This is a genomic window from Micromonospora sp. I033, from assembly GCF_053890995.1.
The window spans coordinates 16,073-31,897 of the sequence record NZ_JBSSLX010000055.1 but is presented as its reverse complement, the minus strand read 5'-3'; the positions used below and the strand labels follow the sequence as shown (position 1 = coordinate 31,897).

15 protein-coding genes are annotated in these 15,825 nt (G+C 71.7%); 6 read left to right on the top strand and 9 right to left on the bottom strand.

The window, feature by feature from the left end; all coding sequences use genetic code 11:
* Positions 1 to 180 (top strand): hypothetical protein (locus tag ACW0Q9_RS12430; protein ID WP_456180752.1); only part of this gene is annotated, 180 nt, incomplete at its 5' end.
* A 120-nt stretch (positions 181 to 300) separates the two neighbouring features.
* Positions 301 to 1,485 (top strand): low temperature requirement protein A, encoded by a 1,185-nt coding sequence (locus tag ACW0Q9_RS12425; protein ID WP_456180750.1) that lies wholly within the window; start codon positions 301 to 303, stop codon positions 1,483 to 1,485.
* Between the two features lie 3 nt (positions 1,486 to 1,488).
* Here ACW0Q9_RS12425 and ACW0Q9_RS12420 read toward each other — a convergent pair whose 3' ends face one another.
* Positions 1,489 to 2,676, bottom strand: a complete 1,188-nt coding sequence (locus tag ACW0Q9_RS12420) for a low temperature requirement protein A (RefSeq protein ID WP_456180748.1) — start codon at positions 2,674 to 2,676, stop codon at positions 1,489 to 1,491.
* Between the two features lie 607 nt (positions 2,677 to 3,283).
* Between ACW0Q9_RS12420 and ACW0Q9_RS12415 the strand changes: the two genes are divergently transcribed.
* Positions 3,284 to 4,297, top strand: a complete 1,014-nt coding sequence (locus tag ACW0Q9_RS12415; protein WP_456180746.1) for a LysR family transcriptional regulator — start codon at positions 3,284 to 3,286, stop codon at positions 4,295 to 4,297.
* On the opposite strand, the gene ACW0Q9_RS12410 is transcribed toward ACW0Q9_RS12415, so the two are convergent.
* Genes ACW0Q9_RS12410 through ACW0Q9_RS12390 form a run of 5 tightly spaced genes read right to left on the bottom strand, consistent with a single transcriptional unit; the run spans position 4,180 to position 9,185 of the window.
* Positions 4,180 to 4,950 carry a serine hydrolase gene (locus tag ACW0Q9_RS12410; RefSeq protein WP_456180744.1) on the bottom strand — a complete coding sequence of 257 codons (771 nt, stop codon included), beginning with the start codon at positions 4,948 to 4,950 and terminating at the stop codon, positions 4,180 to 4,182. The two genes, ACW0Q9_RS12415 and ACW0Q9_RS12410, sit on opposite strands and share 118 nt — an antisense overlap.
* A gap of 8 nt (positions 4,951 to 4,958) precedes the next feature.
* Entirely contained in the window at positions 4,959 to 6,581 is a 1,623-nt protein-coding gene (locus ACW0Q9_RS12405; RefSeq protein ID WP_456180742.1) for an N-acyl-D-amino-acid deacylase family protein, read from the bottom strand.
* Positions 6,581 to 7,345 (bottom strand): amino acid ABC transporter ATP-binding protein, encoded by a 765-nt coding sequence (locus ACW0Q9_RS12400; protein ID WP_456180740.1) that lies wholly within the window; start codon positions 7,343 to 7,345, stop codon positions 6,581 to 6,583. Before ACW0Q9_RS12400 ends, ACW0Q9_RS12405 begins: the two co-directional genes overlap by 1 nt.
* Positions 7,342 to 8,301, bottom strand: coding sequence for an amino acid ABC transporter permease (locus ACW0Q9_RS12395; RefSeq protein WP_456180738.1), 960 nt, complete (start codon positions 8,299 to 8,301; stop codon positions 7,342 to 7,344). Before ACW0Q9_RS12395 ends, ACW0Q9_RS12400 begins: the two co-directional genes overlap by 4 nt.
* Complete coding sequence (locus ACW0Q9_RS12390; RefSeq protein ID WP_456180736.1) at positions 8,298 to 9,185, bottom strand: ABC transporter substrate-binding protein; 888 nt, start codon at positions 9,183 to 9,185, stop codon at positions 8,298 to 8,300. Before ACW0Q9_RS12390 ends, ACW0Q9_RS12395 begins: the two co-directional genes overlap by 4 nt.
* A gap of 263 nt (positions 9,186 to 9,448) precedes the next feature.
* Between ACW0Q9_RS12390 and ACW0Q9_RS12385 the strand changes: the two genes are divergently transcribed.
* The gene (locus ACW0Q9_RS12385; RefSeq protein ID WP_456180734.1) at positions 9,449 to 9,946 is read left to right on the top strand and encodes an N-acetyltransferase; all 498 of its coding nucleotides are present in this window, start codon (positions 9,449 to 9,451) and stop codon (positions 9,944 to 9,946) included.
* 559 nt (positions 9,947 to 10,505) lie between these two features.
* On the top strand, positions 10,506 to 11,066 hold the full coding sequence (locus ACW0Q9_RS12380) for an alpha/beta fold hydrolase (protein ID WP_456180732.1): 561 nt from the start codon (positions 10,506 to 10,508) through the stop codon (positions 11,064 to 11,066).
* 329 nt (positions 11,067 to 11,395) lie between these two features.
* Here the strand turns inward: ACW0Q9_RS12380 and ACW0Q9_RS12375 are convergent, their stop codons facing one another.
* Positions 11,396 to 13,225: a glycoside hydrolase family 15 protein gene (locus tag ACW0Q9_RS12375; protein WP_456180730.1), complete on the bottom strand. Its 1,830-nt coding sequence runs from the start codon at positions 13,223 to 13,225 to the stop codon at positions 11,396 to 11,398.
* 34 nt (positions 13,226 to 13,259) lie between these two features.
* Positions 13,260 to 13,736, bottom strand: a complete 477-nt coding sequence (locus tag ACW0Q9_RS12370) for a hypothetical protein (RefSeq protein WP_456180728.1) — start codon at positions 13,734 to 13,736, stop codon at positions 13,260 to 13,262.
* Between the two features lie 257 nt (positions 13,737 to 13,993).
* On the opposite strand from ACW0Q9_RS12370, the gene ACW0Q9_RS12365 reads away from it, so the two are divergent.
* On the top strand, positions 13,994 to 14,437 hold the full coding sequence (locus ACW0Q9_RS12365) for a ribosomal maturation YjgA family protein (protein ID WP_456180726.1): 444 nt from the start codon (positions 13,994 to 13,996) through the stop codon (positions 14,435 to 14,437).
* Positions 14,438 to 14,486: 49 nt separating this feature from the next.
* Here ACW0Q9_RS12365 and ACW0Q9_RS12360 read toward each other — a convergent pair whose 3' ends face one another.
* Positions 14,487 to 15,581 (bottom strand): CapA family protein, encoded by a 1,095-nt coding sequence (locus tag ACW0Q9_RS12360; protein WP_456180724.1) that lies wholly within the window; start codon positions 15,579 to 15,581, stop codon positions 14,487 to 14,489.
* Positions 15,582 to 15,825: the final 244 nt, after the last annotated feature.

Here is a 15,825-nt window from a genome sequence, read left to right as displayed (position 1 = left end):
CTACGACCACCCGCTCGCCGGCGCGAAGGCATGAGTGCCCTGGACGGCCTGGACGACATCACCGGCGGCGACGAGAAGAGCCGTAAGGACGGACTGGCTGGTCTGATCGCCTACCCCGCCATCTCGTGGCGGCCATCCATGGGACTGCATCGCCGACGGTCGGGGGTGTCCGGCCGATGACCGGTGGATAGCTTCCGCCCTGCTCCTTCGTTTTTCGCTCTCCGGCGACCCCCGCTTTTGTAGGTTGGCGAAAGAAACGTGCCTCCGCTCCCCGAGGGGCGTGCCAGAGGAGGCAGACGCGTGAGGCCCAGCCCGCTCCCCCGGATCCTTCGCCGGCGCGGCGAGCCTGACTATCCGACGTTCCTGGAGCTCTTCTTCGACCTGGTCTACATCTTCATGCTCTCCAGACTCTCGGCGGGGCTGGCCGAGGACCTCACCGTCCGGGGCGCCGCCCAGACCGCCGTCCTGTTGATGGCCGCCTGGTGGGTGTGGGTACTGACCGCGTGGCTCACCGATCTGTTCAATCCGCGGCTGCCGGTCATCCAGGCCACGGTCCTGGCGGTCATGTTCGGCACCCTGTTGATGGCGATCGCGGTGCCGTACGCCTTCGCCGATTACGGCTGGCTGCTCGTCGCGGCGTACTTCGGCATCCATCTCGTCCGGGACGCCGTCCTCATTCCCGGTACGCGAGTGAATCCCCCGATCCAGGCCCGGAGCATCCGGGTGTTCTTCTGGTTCGGCGTCACGGCGCTGCCGTGGGTGGCCGGGGTGTTCGTCCACGGAACGGCCCGGCTGCTGCTCTGGTCGGTCGCGGTGGCGGTCGACCTCGGGTCGGCCCGGTTGGGCTGGCCGACGCCGAAACTTGGTCGCACCGAACTGGCCAGTCAGATCTTCACCGGCACCCACCTGTCCGAGCGGCATCGAGAGATCTTCATCATCGCCCTCGGCGAGCTGATCCTGAGCTGCGGCATGGGGCTGGCCGGCAGCGGCTTCCAGGCCGGCCGGGTGGCCGCGAGTTTCGTCGGGTTCGCCAGCGCTGTCGTGCTCTTCCAGCTCTACTTCCACCGGGTGCGGCAGATGCTGGCACCGCCGGCCGTCATGGTGGTGGAGCGGGTCCGGCCCGGCACCTCCACCTCGTACAGCCACCTGGTGATGGTGGCGGGGGTGCTGGTGGTGTCGACCAGCGTCTCGCTGGTCATCGACCAGCCGTTCGGTGCGGCACCGGCCGCCTGGATCGCCGCCATCCTGGGCGGGCCGGCGCTGTTCCTGCTCGGGAGTTGTCTGTTCGACGCTGTGGTCACCGGACAGGTCCTCTGGTCCCGGGCGTTGGGGATCGTGGCGCTGTGTGTCATCGGCCCCGTGATGGCGCTGCTTCCGCCGCTCGCGATCCTGGTCGTGGCGAATCTGGTGCTGCTGCTCATCCTGGCCTGGGAGACGCTGCCCGCACACGCGCGGCCGGTCCGGGTCACCGTGCCGGCCGGGTGAGGGTCATCCGAGCGCCGGTGGCATCGGCACGCGGGCGCGCCGGTGGGTGCTCACCAGATTCGCCGCAGCGACCAGGGCCAGGATGCTCATGGCGAGCAGCGCTACCACGACCGGCGGCAGCAGGCCCGCGGCCGGCGCCGCTCCGGCCAGCAGGACCAGCCCGGCCAGCCGGGACCGGGATATCCGACCGAAGACCGTGTAGTCCAGCGCCGCGCGGCCGACCAGGAACAGCGCGGGCCCGCCGAGGATGACCGCAGCGTACGAGGGCGGCGTCTCTCCGAAGGGACGCGTCACGATGAGGTGGCTCGTGACCGCCATGCCGCCGATGCCCGCCACCATGATCAGGTGAGTGACCGCGGCGGACTGCGTGAGCAGTGACGGGTTCGTCGATCGCGCGATGGCCTCGGTCAGCAGCTCGCCGGCCCGGTAGATGTAGATCCGCCAGGCCAGCACCACGATCGTGAACACCACCAGGAGCGCCCACGCCCGGCCCATGGTGTAGTCGCTCACGGTGAAGGTCGTCCCGATGACGAAGATGGACGCGCCGAGCGCGATGATGACGAACTGCCGGTACCGCTCGGCCACCCGCTCGCCGACCAGCCGCCACTCCTGCGGCTGGGACCGCCCGAGCTTCGGCAGCGGCCAGCCGAGCGAGGCGGCGACGTACTCCATGGCGACGGTCGCCGCCCAGAGCAGGAGGCGGGTGTGGCCGGTGGCCAGCGCGCCGCCGATCCAGCCGACGGCGGCGATGCTGTACCAGAACAAGATCCTGCCGCTGCGACGCGGCTCGGCCGCGCTCGGCACGAGCAGGAGGTAGTAGGTGCTCGAACCGAGGTGGATCGCCAGGTAGGTGATCGCGAAGAGCAGGCCGCGCCCGTCGTAGGCGTCGGGTGCCGCGGCCGCCAGCAGCAGGCTTCCGGCCGCCACCCCGATGAACTGCACCTGGACCGCGGGCCGCGTCAGGTCCAGGGTGTCAGCGGCCCACGCGGTCACCGCCCAGACCAGGGTGAACGCGAGTAGCAGGACCAGCGTCTGGGCGGCGCCGGTCCAGCTCACGTCGTCGGCGAGCGTCTTGACCAGGGAGATCATCGCGAAGACGTACGTCAGGTCGAAGAAGAGTTCCAGGAACGCGGGGCGGCCGGGGTCCCGTGGGGTCGGAGCCGCCGTGTCGGCGCCGCCTTCGGTCACCATCGACGTCCTCCGGACCTCCGCACCGTCCTCGCCTGAGGACAGGCTACGGGCACCGGCCCGGCCGGAGGCTCGCCATCGGCCTCATACCCCGCTACCGCGCGATCTTTCCGTCGTGGTGGCCCGGTGAGCGATGACTGCCGCCCTCGGCGCCGCGCGGCGCCGTCGGGATAACCGAACGCGTTTCCGATTCCCGGATAGAACAGCGTCATCCACAGGTCCGACAGGGCGGCGGCGAGCCCGGCAACCGTTCGACGGTGCGGTGCCAGCCGGGCCGGGGGCGGAAGCCGGGGGCGATTGGAACGCTTTCAGGAGGCAGGTTGGACCGATGACGTGCACCAGAACGGGTGCGGTCAAAGCGAAGAACCGGGCATGTCCGAGGTGACCGTCGCCCCACCGGTGTGGTCGGCGGCACGGGCGGCACCGGCGATCCCGGGAACGGCGATGCCCGAAGGGGTCGCGGAGAGCCCTTCACCCACTGGTCAGCCGTCCAGCCGGCCACTTCACCACCTCGGGAGGCGTAGGGCATACACCGGCAAGAGGCGCTACGGTGTGGCCACCGCTTCCTGGGAAGGCGGTGCCGGGTCCTGAGCAGGGAGGCAACCCGCAGATGTTCAACACCGCACGCCTGCAGGTCATCCTGGAGATCGCCCGCCACGGCACCATCGTCGCCGCCGCGGAGCGGCTTGCGCTGAGCCCGTCCGCGGTCTCCCACCAGCTCGCCGCGTTGGAGCAGGAGGCCGGGGTGGCGCTGGTGGACCGGGGGCCGCGGAGCCTGCGGCTCACCGTCGCGGGCCAGCGCCTTGCGGACTACGCGCAGCAGATCTCCGATCTGATGTCGGCGGCCCGCGACGAGCTGTCCGCACACGGCGAGGGCCGCCAGGGGATGCTGCGGATCGGGTTCTTCGCCACCGCTGGCACCGAACTGCTGCCGCGCGCGCTGTCGAGCTTCACCCGGGAGCATCCGCAGGTCGAGCTGGCGCTGATCCTGGGGCAGCCGCACGAGCTGCTGCCCCGCCTGCATCAGGGTGAGCTGGACCTGGTGGTGGTCTTCGACCATCCGCTGAGCCCGGCGCAGGAGTCGCCGTACGCGAAGGTCGAGCCGCTGATGGTGGACCCGCAGCTGGTGGTGCTTCCTCCGGATCATCCGCTCGCCCGCCGGCGGCGCCTACGGCTCGCCGATCTTGCCGCCGAACCGTGGATCACCACGCTCGGCGTGCAGGGCGAGGTGTCGGTGCTGGAGCTGGCGGCGCGAGCGGAGGGCTTCGCGCCGCGGATCCGCTGCCGCAGCGACCATTACGAGGTGGTGCTGGGCCTGGTCCGGGCCGGTGTCGGGGTGGCGCTGGTGCCGTCGCTCGGCCTGCGCAACCCCGGGGAGGTGGCGGTGCGGCAGCTCGCGCACGCCAAGCTGTACCGGGAGATCGGCGTGGCGATGCGTTCCGGCAACCCGAACCCCGTGGTCGGCAGGTTCGTCGAGCGGCTGCGCGACGCGGCGGCGGCGCTGAGTCAGGAGTTGTCGGAGCGGTGGGGTCCGCCGAGCCGGTCAACTGTTGCACCCCAGCGGCGAAGCTCGGCGACGGCGGCCCGCTCCTCCCCCGGCGCGAACGCGGCGATCACGGCGTAGACGACGGTGTGCCGGCCGGACACGATGCCGGTGTCGGCGCGTACCCCGGTGTCGGTGCCGGTCTTGTTCTCCACCCGGACGCCGTCGCCTGACCAGGGGTCGTGGCCGATCGAGTCGGCGACCATCGTGCGGTCGGTGTTCCCGGCGAGCCAGCCGCGCAGCAGTTCACACGCCTGCGGGCTGTGCCAGGTCCCCTTCGCCACGTCGGCGAGGAAGGCGCAGAGTTCGCGGGCGGTGCCGGTGGCGAAGGTTTCCGGTACGCCGGGGCCGCGCTCGGCGCGGATCCGGTCGTGCACGGTGGTGTCCCACAGTCCGGCGCCGCGGGCCAGGTCCCGCACGGCGTCCAGGGTCACCAGCCGCAGCAGCGCGTTGGTGGCGGCGTTGTCGCTGACCGTGGCGACCGCGGTGGCCAGGTCGGTGACCGTCCACCACCGGGGCGACAGTTGGCCGAGCAGGCCGGTGCCGCCGACCTCCCGGTCGGTGTCGAGCAGTTCCACCTGCTGGCCCGCGGCGAGCGTCCCATCGGCGAGGCGCCGGGCGACCTCGCCGAGGAGCAGCACCTTGCCGACGCTGGCCAGCGGCAGGACCTGGTCGGGGTCGCTCACGTGGGTGCGGCCGTCGTCCAGCCGCCGCACCATCGCCCCGATTCGCACCGCCGGGCTCATCGCGGCCCCGGCACGGCGCGCTGCCGATCCGGTACGGCCAGCACCCGGCCCGGCCGCGCGTCGGTGACCTCGCCGCCGTCCACGACGACCCGGCCGCCGACCAGCACGCACCGCACGCCGTGTGGTGGGGCCAGCGGATCGTCGTAGGTGGCGCCGTCGGCGACTGTCTGCGGGTCGAGGACCACGAGGTCGGCGGCGTATCCGTCGGCGAGCAGCCCGCGGTCGCGGAGGCCGAAGCGGGCCGCGGGCATCCCGGTCATCTTGTGCACCGCCCCCGCCAGCTCCAGCAGTCCCACCTCACGAACGTAGTGCCCGAGCACCCGGGCGAAGCTGCCCGCCCACCGCGGGTGGGGACGGCCCCCCTTCGGTACGCCGTCGGAGCACAGCATGGTCAGCGGGCTGGCCAGCACCCGGCGTACGTCGTCCTCGTGCATGGAGTGGCTGAGGATGGTGACGTCGCCGTGTTCGGCGGCGAGCAGGTCGCAGGCGCAGTCGACCGGGTCGACACCGCGCGCGGCGGCCAGGTCGGCGATGGTCTGTCCCTGCGCGTCGGGGTTGTTCGGGGCGGACGCGACGCGGATCAGGTCCCAGCCGCCGTTGCCGACGGTGTTCTCCCAGCCGGGCACGCCGGCGACCAGGTCGTGGCGGATCCGGTCGCGGACCGCCGGGTCGGCGGCGGCGGTGAGCATCGCCGGCACCCCGTCGGCGATCAGCCACGGCGGCAACATCGCGTGCAGGGCTGTGCTGCCGGCGGTGTACGGGTAGACGTCGCAGGTGACATCGAGGCCGTCGGCGCGCGCCTGTTCGAGTCGGGCGAGGGTGCGGACAGTGGCGCCCCAGGCACGCCGGCCCGCGGTCTTGTGATGGGAGACCTGCAGCGCCGACCCGGCCGCGGTGGCGATCTCGATGGCCTCCTCGAGTGCGGATTCGACCTGGGACATCTCGTCACGCAGGTGGGTCACGTACGGCTTGCTGTGTGCGGCCGCGACCCGGGCCAGCGCGATGACCTCGTCGGTGCCGGCGTTGACGCCCGGGGAGTAGATCAGGCCGGTCGACAGGCCGGCCGCGCCGGCAGCTAGGGCCTGGTCGAGCAGCTGGCACATCGCCTGGATCTCCGCGGGGGTGGCCCGCCGCTGGGCGAAGCCGACCAAGGCGGCGCGCAGCGTGCCGTGGCCGACGAGGGCGGCGAGGTGGTTGCGTCGGGCCACGCCCTGGGCGTCGGCGAACTCGGCGAACGACCTGTACGCCGACGCGGGTGGCCCAAACGTCGCGGCGATCAGTTCCCGCACCGGTTCGGCGCGCTGGGGCGGGACCGGGAAGGGGCTGATGCCGCAGTTGCCGCAGATCTCCGTGGTGACGCCCTGCAGCAGCGGGGCCCGGCGCAGCACCTCCCGCTGCTCGTCGTCCCCGGCGAGCAGGTCGGAGTGGGTATGCACGTCGATGAAGCCCGGCGTGACGACCAGCCCCGTCGCGTCGATGACCTCGGCGGCGGACGTACGGCTGCCCGGAGGCAGCAGCACGAGCCGTCCGTCGCGGACGCCGACGTCCGCGGGGCGGGACGGCGAGCCGGTGCCGTCGACCACATCGCCGCCGGTGACCAGCAGGTCCAGCCGGGCCATCAGAGCACCTTGGACAGGAAGGCGCGGGTGCGGTCGTGCCGTGGCGCGGCGAGCACCTCGCGGGGTGGACCCTGCTCGACGACGAGGCCTTCGTCCATGAAGACGAGGTCGTCGCCGACCTCGCGGGCGAAGCCCATCTCGTGGGTGACCACGATCATGGTCATGCCGCTCGCGGCGAGGTCCTTCATCACCTCCAGCACCTCGCCGACCAGTTCCGGGTCGAGCGCCGAGGTCGGCTCGTCGAAGAGCATGAGCTTCGGCGACATGGCCAGCGAGCGGGCGATGGCCACCCGCTGCTGCTGGCCGCCGGACAGGTGCGCCGGATAGTGGTGCGCGCGGTCGGCCAGCCCCACCCGGTCGAGCAGTTCGCCGGCGCGCCGCCGCGCGTCGGCGGTCGGGACGCCCTTCACCGCGACCAGGCCCTCCATCACGTTCTCCAGGGCGGTGCGGTGCGGGAACAGGTGGAAGCGCTGGAAGACCATGCCGATCGACTCGCGCTGGCGGCGCAGCAGGGCGTCCGGCAGGGGCCGTAGCCGGCCGCCGCGCTCGGTGTAGCCAATCAGTTCGCCGTCGACGTAGACCCGGCCCGCCTGCGGCTCCTCTAGGTGGTTGACGCAGCGCAGCAGGGTGGACTTGCCGGAGCCGGACGGGCCGACCACGCAGACGACCCGGCCTCGTTCGATGGTCAGGTCGATGCCGCGCAGCACCTCCAGCCGGCCGAAGCTCTTACGCAGGGAGCGACACTGCACCATCGGCGGGGTCATCGGGCGCTCCCGGTGAAGCGCAGGTTGCGGCCGATCCGCCCGCGCAGTGTTCCCGGCGCGGTGGCGCCGAAGCCGCGGCTGAACCGGCGTTCCAGGTAGTACTGGCCGATGCTGGCGACGGTGGTCAGGACCAGGTACCACAGGGACGCGACGATCAGCAGGGCGATCACCTCGAAGTTGGTCAGGTAGAGCCGCTGGGCGACGGTGAGCAGGTCGGCGCCGGCGATCACCGAGACGAGCGAGGTGGTCTTCAGCATGGAAATGAACTGGTTGCCGGTCGGCGGGACGATGATCCGCATCGCCTGCGGCAGCACCACCCGCCGCATGATCTTCGTGCGGGACATGCCCAGGGCCGCGGCGGCCTCCTGCTGGCCCGGGTCGACCGCGCGCAGGCCGGCCCGAACGATCTCGCTCATGTAGGCACCCTCGTTGATGCTGAGCCCGAGCAGCGCCGCGACGAATCCGGTGACCAAGGTGTTCGTCTCCCAGGTCATCAGCTTCGGGCCGCCGAACGGCACGCCCAGCCCGACCTCGGGGAAGATCAGCGCGATGTTGAACCAGAAAATCAGCTGCACCAGCAGGGGCGTGCCGCGGAAGAACCACACGTAGGCCATGGCGCCGGCGCGCAGGACGCGGCTGTCGGAGACCTGCATCAGCGCCACGACGACGCCGAGCACCACACCGATCGCCATGGACGCGACCGTGAGCTGGACGGTGACCCAGAGCCCTTCGAGGATGACCCGGTCGAACTGATACTCGACGACGATGTCCCAGTGCAGGTTCGGGTTGATCGCGATGGTCCAGGCCAGCCAGGCCAGGACCAGGGCGGTCACCCCGGCGGCCAGCCAGCGCCCCGGCCGCAGCGGGTGACTGATCCGGTTCACCTCCGGCGACGCCGGGCCGGCGGGCCCGGCCGAGGCCGGGCCCGTGGCGGTCGTATCCACCGGTGTGCTCACTTCTGGTCGTTGACCGTCGCGGCCTGCACACCGCTGCCCTGCACGCCCCACTTCTCCAGGAGCTTGGTGTACTCGCCCGAGTCGATCAGCTCCTGCAGGGCCCGCTGGACGGCGTCCCGCAGCTGGCTGTCCTTCTTGTCGATCGCGATGCCCCACGGGCCGGCCTCGTACTGGGCCTCCAGCACCTCGTACTTGCCGCTCTGCGTGGCCAGCATCTTGGCCACCGGGTAGTCGACGATGGTGGCCACCGCCCGCCCGGCGTCGATCTGCAGCAGGCCGGTCGGGGCGTCCTCGCTCTGCGAGATGGTCATCTTCTTGGCGCACGAAGCGTTCTGCTTCTCGCCGATGGCGAGGTTGGAGCTGCCCTTGGCCAGCACCACGGCCCGGCCGCACAGGTCCGCCAGGTCCTTCACCCCGGCCGGGTTGCCCTTGGCCACCATGATGGCGCCACCGGCCTGGAAGTAGTCGACGAAGTCGACGGCCTTGCGGCGCTCCTCGGTGTCGCTCATCGAGGACATCGCCAGGTCCCACCGGTCGGCCTGCAGACCCGGGATCAGGCCGGGGAAGCTGGCGTTGGTCATCTCCAGCTTCAGGCCGAGCCGCCCGGCGATCGCCGCCGCCAGCTCCGGGTCCACGCCGGTCAGCTCCTGGGTCCCCTCCTTGTACATCTCCATCGGCGGGTAGCCCTCGGCGGTGGCGACCCGCAGGACGCCCTTTTCCTTGAGGGCGGCCGGGACCAGGTCGGCCGCCTTGGCGTCGGCGGCGGCCGAGGCGGAGGCACCGGCCTGCGGCGTCTGGCCGCTGGTCGAGCGGCCGCAGCCGGCGACGGCGAGTGAGAGTGCGGCGAGACCGACGACAACGCGAAGCGCACGCTTCCTGACCACCGGAAACCTCCTGCCTGAGACGATGGCGGGGACCCTATCCGGGATCGGCCAGCATGAACAGCCCGAACGCTTTGCGGGGTGAGCACCTAAATACTCGATGCTTATCGGTGTGATCCACGTCGGTCGCGAAGGCCGGCTATGCCGACGTCAAGGACCAAGCGCCCGGGGGGAACTGAGGTCCATCGTGGCGAAGCCGCATGGTCGCGGTCGGCGCCCCAGCCTCCTGCAACACCCCCGGAACCACCGGTTGTAGCCTCGGCCCAATGAGTTGGCTGCCTGACGACTTCGTCCACCCCGTCCACGTGCCGGTGCCCGACACCACCCTTCACCTGCGGCCGATCCGGGAGGCGGACAGCCCGCTCGACTACCCCGCCGTGATGGGTTCCCGAGAGCGCTTGTGGAAGATCTTCGGTCCGGCCTGGGCGTGGCCGCCGGAGACGATGACCTACGAACAGAACCGCATCGACCTGCTGCGGCACGAAAAGGAGATCGCCGCGCACCAGTCGTTCAACTACGCGCTGCTGGACGAGGAGGAAACCAGGATCCTCGGGTGCGTCTACATCGACCCGCCCGAGCGCGTCGGCTCCGACGGCGAGGTCTCCTGGTGGGTGGTGGACGACCTCGTCGGCGGGGAGGTGGAGCGCGCGTTCGACGCGCTGGTACCGCGCTGGATCGCGGCCGACTGGCCCTTCCAGCAGCCCCGTTATCTGGGCCGTGACATCAGTTGGCAGGACTGGCTCGCGCTGCCGCGCGCCTCGTAACACCCTGGGCGGGGGCGTCAGCGGCTCGGTCATCAGCGCGTCGTCGTAGATCGGCGCCCAGATCGCGTCGTTACTGATCGTTCGCGACCGCGACCGACCCTGATCCCGGTCGGTCAGGCGGCGCCACCCAACGGCGGGCCCTCGCCCGTCGCACCGGCACGCGGCGTGGGGCGCAGCGGGCCTGCAGCGGTGCTCCCGTGCCGAGCAGCGCCACCGCGCGCACGACGATCATCGGAGCCGGCAGGAACGACCAGGACCATTGCCGCCGTATCCCGAACGTCACCACCCAGACAGCCCAGGCAGCACCGGTCAGACAGAGCACGGGAGCCGCGCCGAGCACCAGGAGTAAGGAGAAGCCTGGGAACGCTGAAGGCCCAGAGCAGACATGCCGCAGCAAGCGACGCCACGGCGTGCAGGGCCCAGCATGTGCTGACTACCATCGGAACACGCTGTCCCGCATCGTCCGATCATGATGCGCCACGACGCGCAGAACAACCGCCCCGACCACAGCCAGCTGACCCCTCGCACGCACTCCAGGAAAGCGCGAAGGTGGATCGTCATGGCAGAGACCCGGCAGATCCTGTTCATTCAGGGCGGCGGCGCGGGCGCGCACGACGAGTGGGACGACAAGCTGTGCGACAGCCTGAGGCGAGAACTGGGGAACGGGTACGACGTCCGCTACCCGGGCATGCCGAACGAAGACGACCCGAGCTACGCCCGGTGGAGCGCGGCCATCCGGCGTGAGATGACCGCGCTGGACGACGGGGCGGTCGTCGTCGGCCATTCGGTGGGCGCGACGATCCTCGTCAACGCGCTCACCGAGCGGCCACCGGAACCGGAACTCGAAGCGATCGTGCTGGTCGCCGCACCGTTCGTCGGTGCCGGCGGCTGGCCCGGCGACGAGTTCGAGTTGGCGCACGACCTCGGCTCGAGGCTGCCACAAGGCGTGCCGGTGCATGTGTTTCATGGGCTCCGGGACGAGACTGCCCCACCGTCGCATGCCGACCTGTACGCCCGCGCCATCCCGCAGGCACAGCTGCACCTGCTACCCGGGCGCGATCACCAGCTGAACAATGACCTGAGCGAGGTGGCGAAGGCGATCAGTCCTGACGGCCTCTGATCGGTAACGCCGGGCTGGTCACAACGCCAGAGCGGCCAGCTCGGTGCGGCTGGTGACCCCGAGCTTCGGGTACGCCTTGTAGGGGTGGTTCGCGACCGTCTTGGGGGCTGAGGAACAGCTGCGCCGCCCCGGTTGGGCATTTCCGTGCCGGCGAGCCGGGCGATCTGCAGTTCCTGCGGGGTGAGGTCGGCGGCGGCCGACGCCGCGGGTTGCGGGGCGCGCAGGCCAGTGCTTCCAGTTCGCCCCGCGCCCGCGCCGCCCACGGCGCCGCGCCCAACTGGTCGAGCATGTCCAAGGTGTGGTGCAAGCGGCCGCGGGCGCTCCCTCGGTCAGTCAGGCACCGCACCGCTGGTGGGGGCGTCCCGGATGGCGAGTGCGGCCTGGACGAGCGCGGCGTGGGTCAGCGTCTGGGGGTAGTTGCCGAGGTGGGCGCCGGTCGCGGGGTCCATCTCCTCGGCGTAGAGGCCGAGCGGGCTGGCGTGGTCGAGCAGGGTCTGGAACAGCGCGACGGCCTCGCGGCGACGCCCGGTGCGGGCCAGGGCCTGCACGAGCCAAAAGGAGCAGGGCAGGAACGCGCCTTCCCTGCCAGGGAAGCCGTCGCGGCCCGGCGGGTAGCGGTAGATCAGCGGACCGCCGGCGGAGAGCCGGTCCCGGACGGCGTCGATGGTGCCCCGCACCCGGGGCGAGTCGGCGCTGTCCAGGTCGAGCAGCGGAAGGACGAGCAGGGCGGCATCCAGGTCCTGGGTGCCGTAGCCGCGCATGTAGCAGCCCGCCTCGGGGTCGAAGCCGCGCGTGCGGACCTCGGCGGCGATCGCGTCCCGTGCCTCCTGCCAGCGCCGGCGCTGGCGGTCCGGCAGCGGATGGGTGTCGGCGATGCGCAGGGCGCGGTCCAGGGCGAGCCAGCCCATGAGCTTGGAATGGACGTGCTGAGCCGGTTCGCGGACCTCCCAGATGCCGGCGTCGGGCTCCTGCCAGCACCGGGCGACCACGTCGGCGAAGCCGCGCACCGCCCGCCACGTCTCGCTGTAGAGGCGCTGTCCGGCCTGCGCGAACGCCCACGCCGCGTCGACCACCCAGCCGTAGCCGTCGAGCTGGTGCTGGCCGGCGGCGCCGTTGCCGATCCGTACCGGGACGCTGGCGAGGTAGCCGGGCCAGCCGGGCAGGTCGCGTTCCGCCGGCACGTGGCGGCCGTGCAGGGTAAGCAGTGCGGGCAGGCGTGGCCGCTGCAGCCGGCTGGCGTGCAGCAGCCAGGCGAGGAAGCCGTGGGCCTCCCTGGCCTTGCCGACGCCCAAGAAGGCGCTGACGCCGATGCTGGCGTCCCGGGGCCAGACGTAGCGGTAGTCCCAGTTGCGTATCCCGCCGGGGTCCTCGGGCAACGACGTCGTGGGCGCAGCGACCGGAGCCTGCGAGGGTGAGTAGGTCAGCAGCCGCATGGTGAGCAGGCTGCGTACGACGGCCTCGCGGAACGGCAGCGACGGGTCGATCTCGGCGGTCCAGTCCCGCCACCGGTTCTCGTCCTCGACGAGCAGGTCCCAGGCCGTCGCCGGCTCGACGTGAATCAGCGGTTCGCGGTGGGCCACGGCCAGGACGAGGGTGACCGGGTTGCCGGGCCGGACCGTGATCGGGGTGGACCGGCCGGTCTCGATGGCGAGCTCGGGTGCACTCGACAGGGAGACCGCGACCGACCCCCATGCACAGACCAGGGCCTGGCGACGGTGGTGGATCCGGGGCCGGCGGTGCAGGGCGCCGAGGCGGGGGTCGAACTCCACGACGGCCTCGACCGCCTCCTGCTCGGCGGACAGCCGCCGCACCAGCAGTGTCGTCGGCAGCAGCCGCCCGCTGATCTCGGTCACCATGCCCTCGATGAGGGTGAGCCGGCCGCCGCCCCCTGCCCAGGTCGTCTCCAGGGTGGCGGTGTGCTGCCGGTAGCATCGGTCGACGACCGTCCCCCGCTGGGCCGGTCCGACCCGGAACGTTCCCCCCTCCGGGCCACCGACCAGCCGGCCGAACAGCGGCTCGCCGTCGAAGCGCGGCACACACATCCAGTCGATCCCGCCGTCACCGGCCACAAGGGCGGCGGTGCGGGTGTCGCCCAGCAGCCCGTACTCGCTGATCGGTGGCGGCCGCCGGGAGGAAGCCAGGTCGATTCCATCAGTCATGACTACCGTTCCCCCACGAGTCGGCGACCACGGGTCAGTCGGCCTGGAGGAGGAGTCCGAGGACGATGCCGTAGATGATGTGGATGACGACCGCGACCGCGGGAGTCTGCACGCCGTAGTTGACGGCGAACAGGCCGGGCGGCTCCAACACGGCCGTGCTGGTCAGGCCCGCCCGCTGCGAGGCCATGCGTGGGTGGACACCCGGCAGGAGCGGAAGGAGCACCGTCAACGCGATGCCGACGTGCAGCAGCCCGAGTAGCGCCCCGATCCACCAGGTGGCCCGGTGCAGCACGGCGAACGTGGCCGCGTAGCCGAGGGCGAAGCCCTGACCCGCGCAGAGGTGCATGAAGAATCCGACCACGCGGGCCCGGTCGGGATCCTCTGTGACCAGGGTCCCGAGCACCAGGGGAAGGTCGAGACGGGTGAGGCCGGCCAGTTGGGCACTGATCAACGCCGCGGTGAGCGCCGCGGTGGCGACCAACCCGAACAGACCCCATCCGGCCCAGTCCATGTCAGCGGTAGCCGGGGTGCCGCTGGCTCCCGCTCGGAACGACGAGCGCTCCGGCGCGAGCGGATGTTCGTGCTGTCATGGGGTCCATCCTTCAACCGCAAACGTGAAGGCCCTACGGCTCTGGTCGGGGCGCGCCTCGCATCAGCATCTCGCCACCATGGCCGCTCCGGCTTCACCATAAGCCACCCACACCGGCGCATCGGCCCGCTTGTCGAGGTACGGCGGAGCCAGGTGGTACGTTCGCGAGAATGCCGATCATGGCCCGTACGGTGCGGCTGCTCATGCCGCTGGCCGCGCTGCTGTTCCTGGGCCTCGCCCTGCTGATCCGCGCCGTCGACGACGGGGCGCTGCGGCAGTACTCCGGCACCGCGCTGTACGCGTCGATGGTCTGGGCCGGGGTGCTGTTCCTGCGGCCCCGGATGGCGCCGGTGCCGGCCGGGACGCTCGCCATCGTGTTCTGCTGGGTGGTGGAGTGCGCGCAGCTGACCGGGGTGCCGGCCGAACTGTCGGCGCGGAGCCTGGCGGCCAGGCTGGCGCTCGGTGTGCAGTTCGACCCCGTCGACCTGGCCTGGTACCCGGCCGGCGTGGCTCCCCTGGTGGTGCTGCACCACCTGGTGCGTGCCCGGGCCCGCCCGACGCCGCAACCGCCGCGCGACGTCGCCCCCGCACCAGCGGCCGGCCCGGTTGACACCCGTCCGTAGCTGCCATGGGAGCTGCTGACCAGTTGGACGGCGAGGGCCGCCCGCCGCGCTATCCGGGGCGCTTGGCCGCCAAGCCGGTGCACCGCTGTGCGGTGGCGAGCTTGCCGAGGATGCGCTGCTTGCCAGCCCCGGTGGCCGGCACCGGCTGACCGCTGGCGGAGACCGTCGCCGGGACAAACCGACTGTTCACCACCGTCCGGCCGCGGACGACCAGCTTCAGCACACCGGAGTCCGTGCTGTGCGACGTGGCGTACCAGAGGAAGTTGCCCAGTCCGTAGTGCACGTAGGTCCGGCCCAGCCAGCCGTCGGCCAGCAGCGTGTGCGCGTGCGTACCGACCACGATGTCGGCGCCGGCCTCGGACAGCCTTCCGGCGAACGTCTTCATCTCCCCGCTCGGGCACGAGTTGCCCTCCACGCCCCAGTGCATGAAGACGATCACCAGGTCGGCCCGCTCCCGCGCCGACCGCACCGCGGCCGTGGCCCGGGCGGGATCGAACGCCATCGCCACCCCCGATCGGGTGTCCGTCGCTCGCCACGACCCGGCCAAGTCATGCACCTGTGACATGCCGAGCACCGCGATCCGCAGCCCTCGAACCGTGGTCAGCCAGGGCGCGTACGCCGCGTCGGCGTCGCGGCCCGCGCCGAACACCGGGTACCGGGCCTCCGCCGCGGCGTCGAGGGTGTCGGCGAGACCCTGCCGGCCGTAGTCGAGGATGTGGTTGTTGGCGATCGACACCGCGTCGACCCCGGCCGCGCGCAGCGCCGCGAAGGCGGTCTCCGGCGCCCGGAAGTGGTACGTCTTCGGCTCGGGCGTGCCTCGGTCGGTCACCGCCGTCTCGAGGTTGACAAGCGTGACGTCGGCGTCGCGCAGCGTCGACGCGATCGGCCCGAAGGCCGTCTCCGGGTCGTCGAGCAGGCGCAGGGTTCGGCCGGTGAAGTGGACGTCACCGGCGAACGCCAGCCGCACCTCGACCGAAGCGGCCGGCGGCGTCGCGGCGCCGGTGGCGGGCGGCGTCGGACCCGTCGTGGCCCCGCGCCAGACCGGCGCCGGGTCGGTCGGTCCGGCAGCGCAGCCGGCCAGCCCGACGCCGACGGCGACCACGGTCAGCGCCGCCAGCGAGGCACGCGCCGTCCTGCGGATCACCCGGCCGAGGGTACGCGCTCCGGACGACGCCCGGTGACCCCGCGGTCCGAAGGGCGGACCGGCTCTTCCCACCGCCGGCAGCCGAGCCGTGGGGTTCGTGGCGGAGGAGCGAGATCGACCACGAATCCATGATTGCGATTCGGAACGAGCTGGTAACACCTCAGAGAGGCGGCCGCCGACCGATAACGAGTGGCGGTTCTCGCGAGGCGCCGACCACCGACGAGCCAGCAGTTCTTGGCCCCTT

Bases quoted from the DNA above. Each gene is read 5' to 3' on its own strand.
- ACW0Q9_RS12420 (WP_456180748.1), bottom strand. From the start codon at position 2,676: ATGGTGACCGAAGGCGGCGCCGACACGGCGGCTCCGACCCCACGGGAC.
- ACW0Q9_RS12415 (WP_456180746.1), top strand. From the start codon at position 3,284: ATGTTCAACACCGCACGCCTGCAGGTCATCCTGGAGATCGCCCGCCAC.
- ACW0Q9_RS12405 (WP_456180742.1), bottom strand. From the start codon at position 6,581: ATGGCCCGGCTGGACCTGCTGGTCACCGGCGGCGATGTGGTCGACGGC.
- ACW0Q9_RS12400 (WP_456180740.1), bottom strand. From the start codon at position 7,345: ATGACCCCGCCGATGGTGCAGTGTCGCTCCCTGCGTAAGAGCTTCGGC.
- ACW0Q9_RS12385 (WP_456180734.1), top strand. From the start codon at position 9,449: ATGAGTTGGCTGCCTGACGACTTCGTCCACCCCGTCCACGTGCCGGTG.
- ACW0Q9_RS12380 (WP_456180732.1), top strand. From the start codon at position 10,506: ATGGCAGAGACCCGGCAGATCCTGTTCATTCAGGGCGGCGGCGCGGGC.
- ACW0Q9_RS12375 (WP_456180730.1), bottom strand. From the start codon at position 13,225: ATGACTGATGGAATCGACCTGGCTTCCTCCCGGCGGCCGCCACCGATC.
- ACW0Q9_RS12370 (WP_456180728.1), bottom strand. From the start codon at position 13,736: ATGGACTGGGCCGGATGGGGTCTGTTCGGGTTGGTCGCCACCGCGGCG.
- ACW0Q9_RS12365 (WP_456180726.1), top strand. From the start codon at position 13,994: ATGGCCCGTACGGTGCGGCTGCTCATGCCGCTGGCCGCGCTGCTGTTC.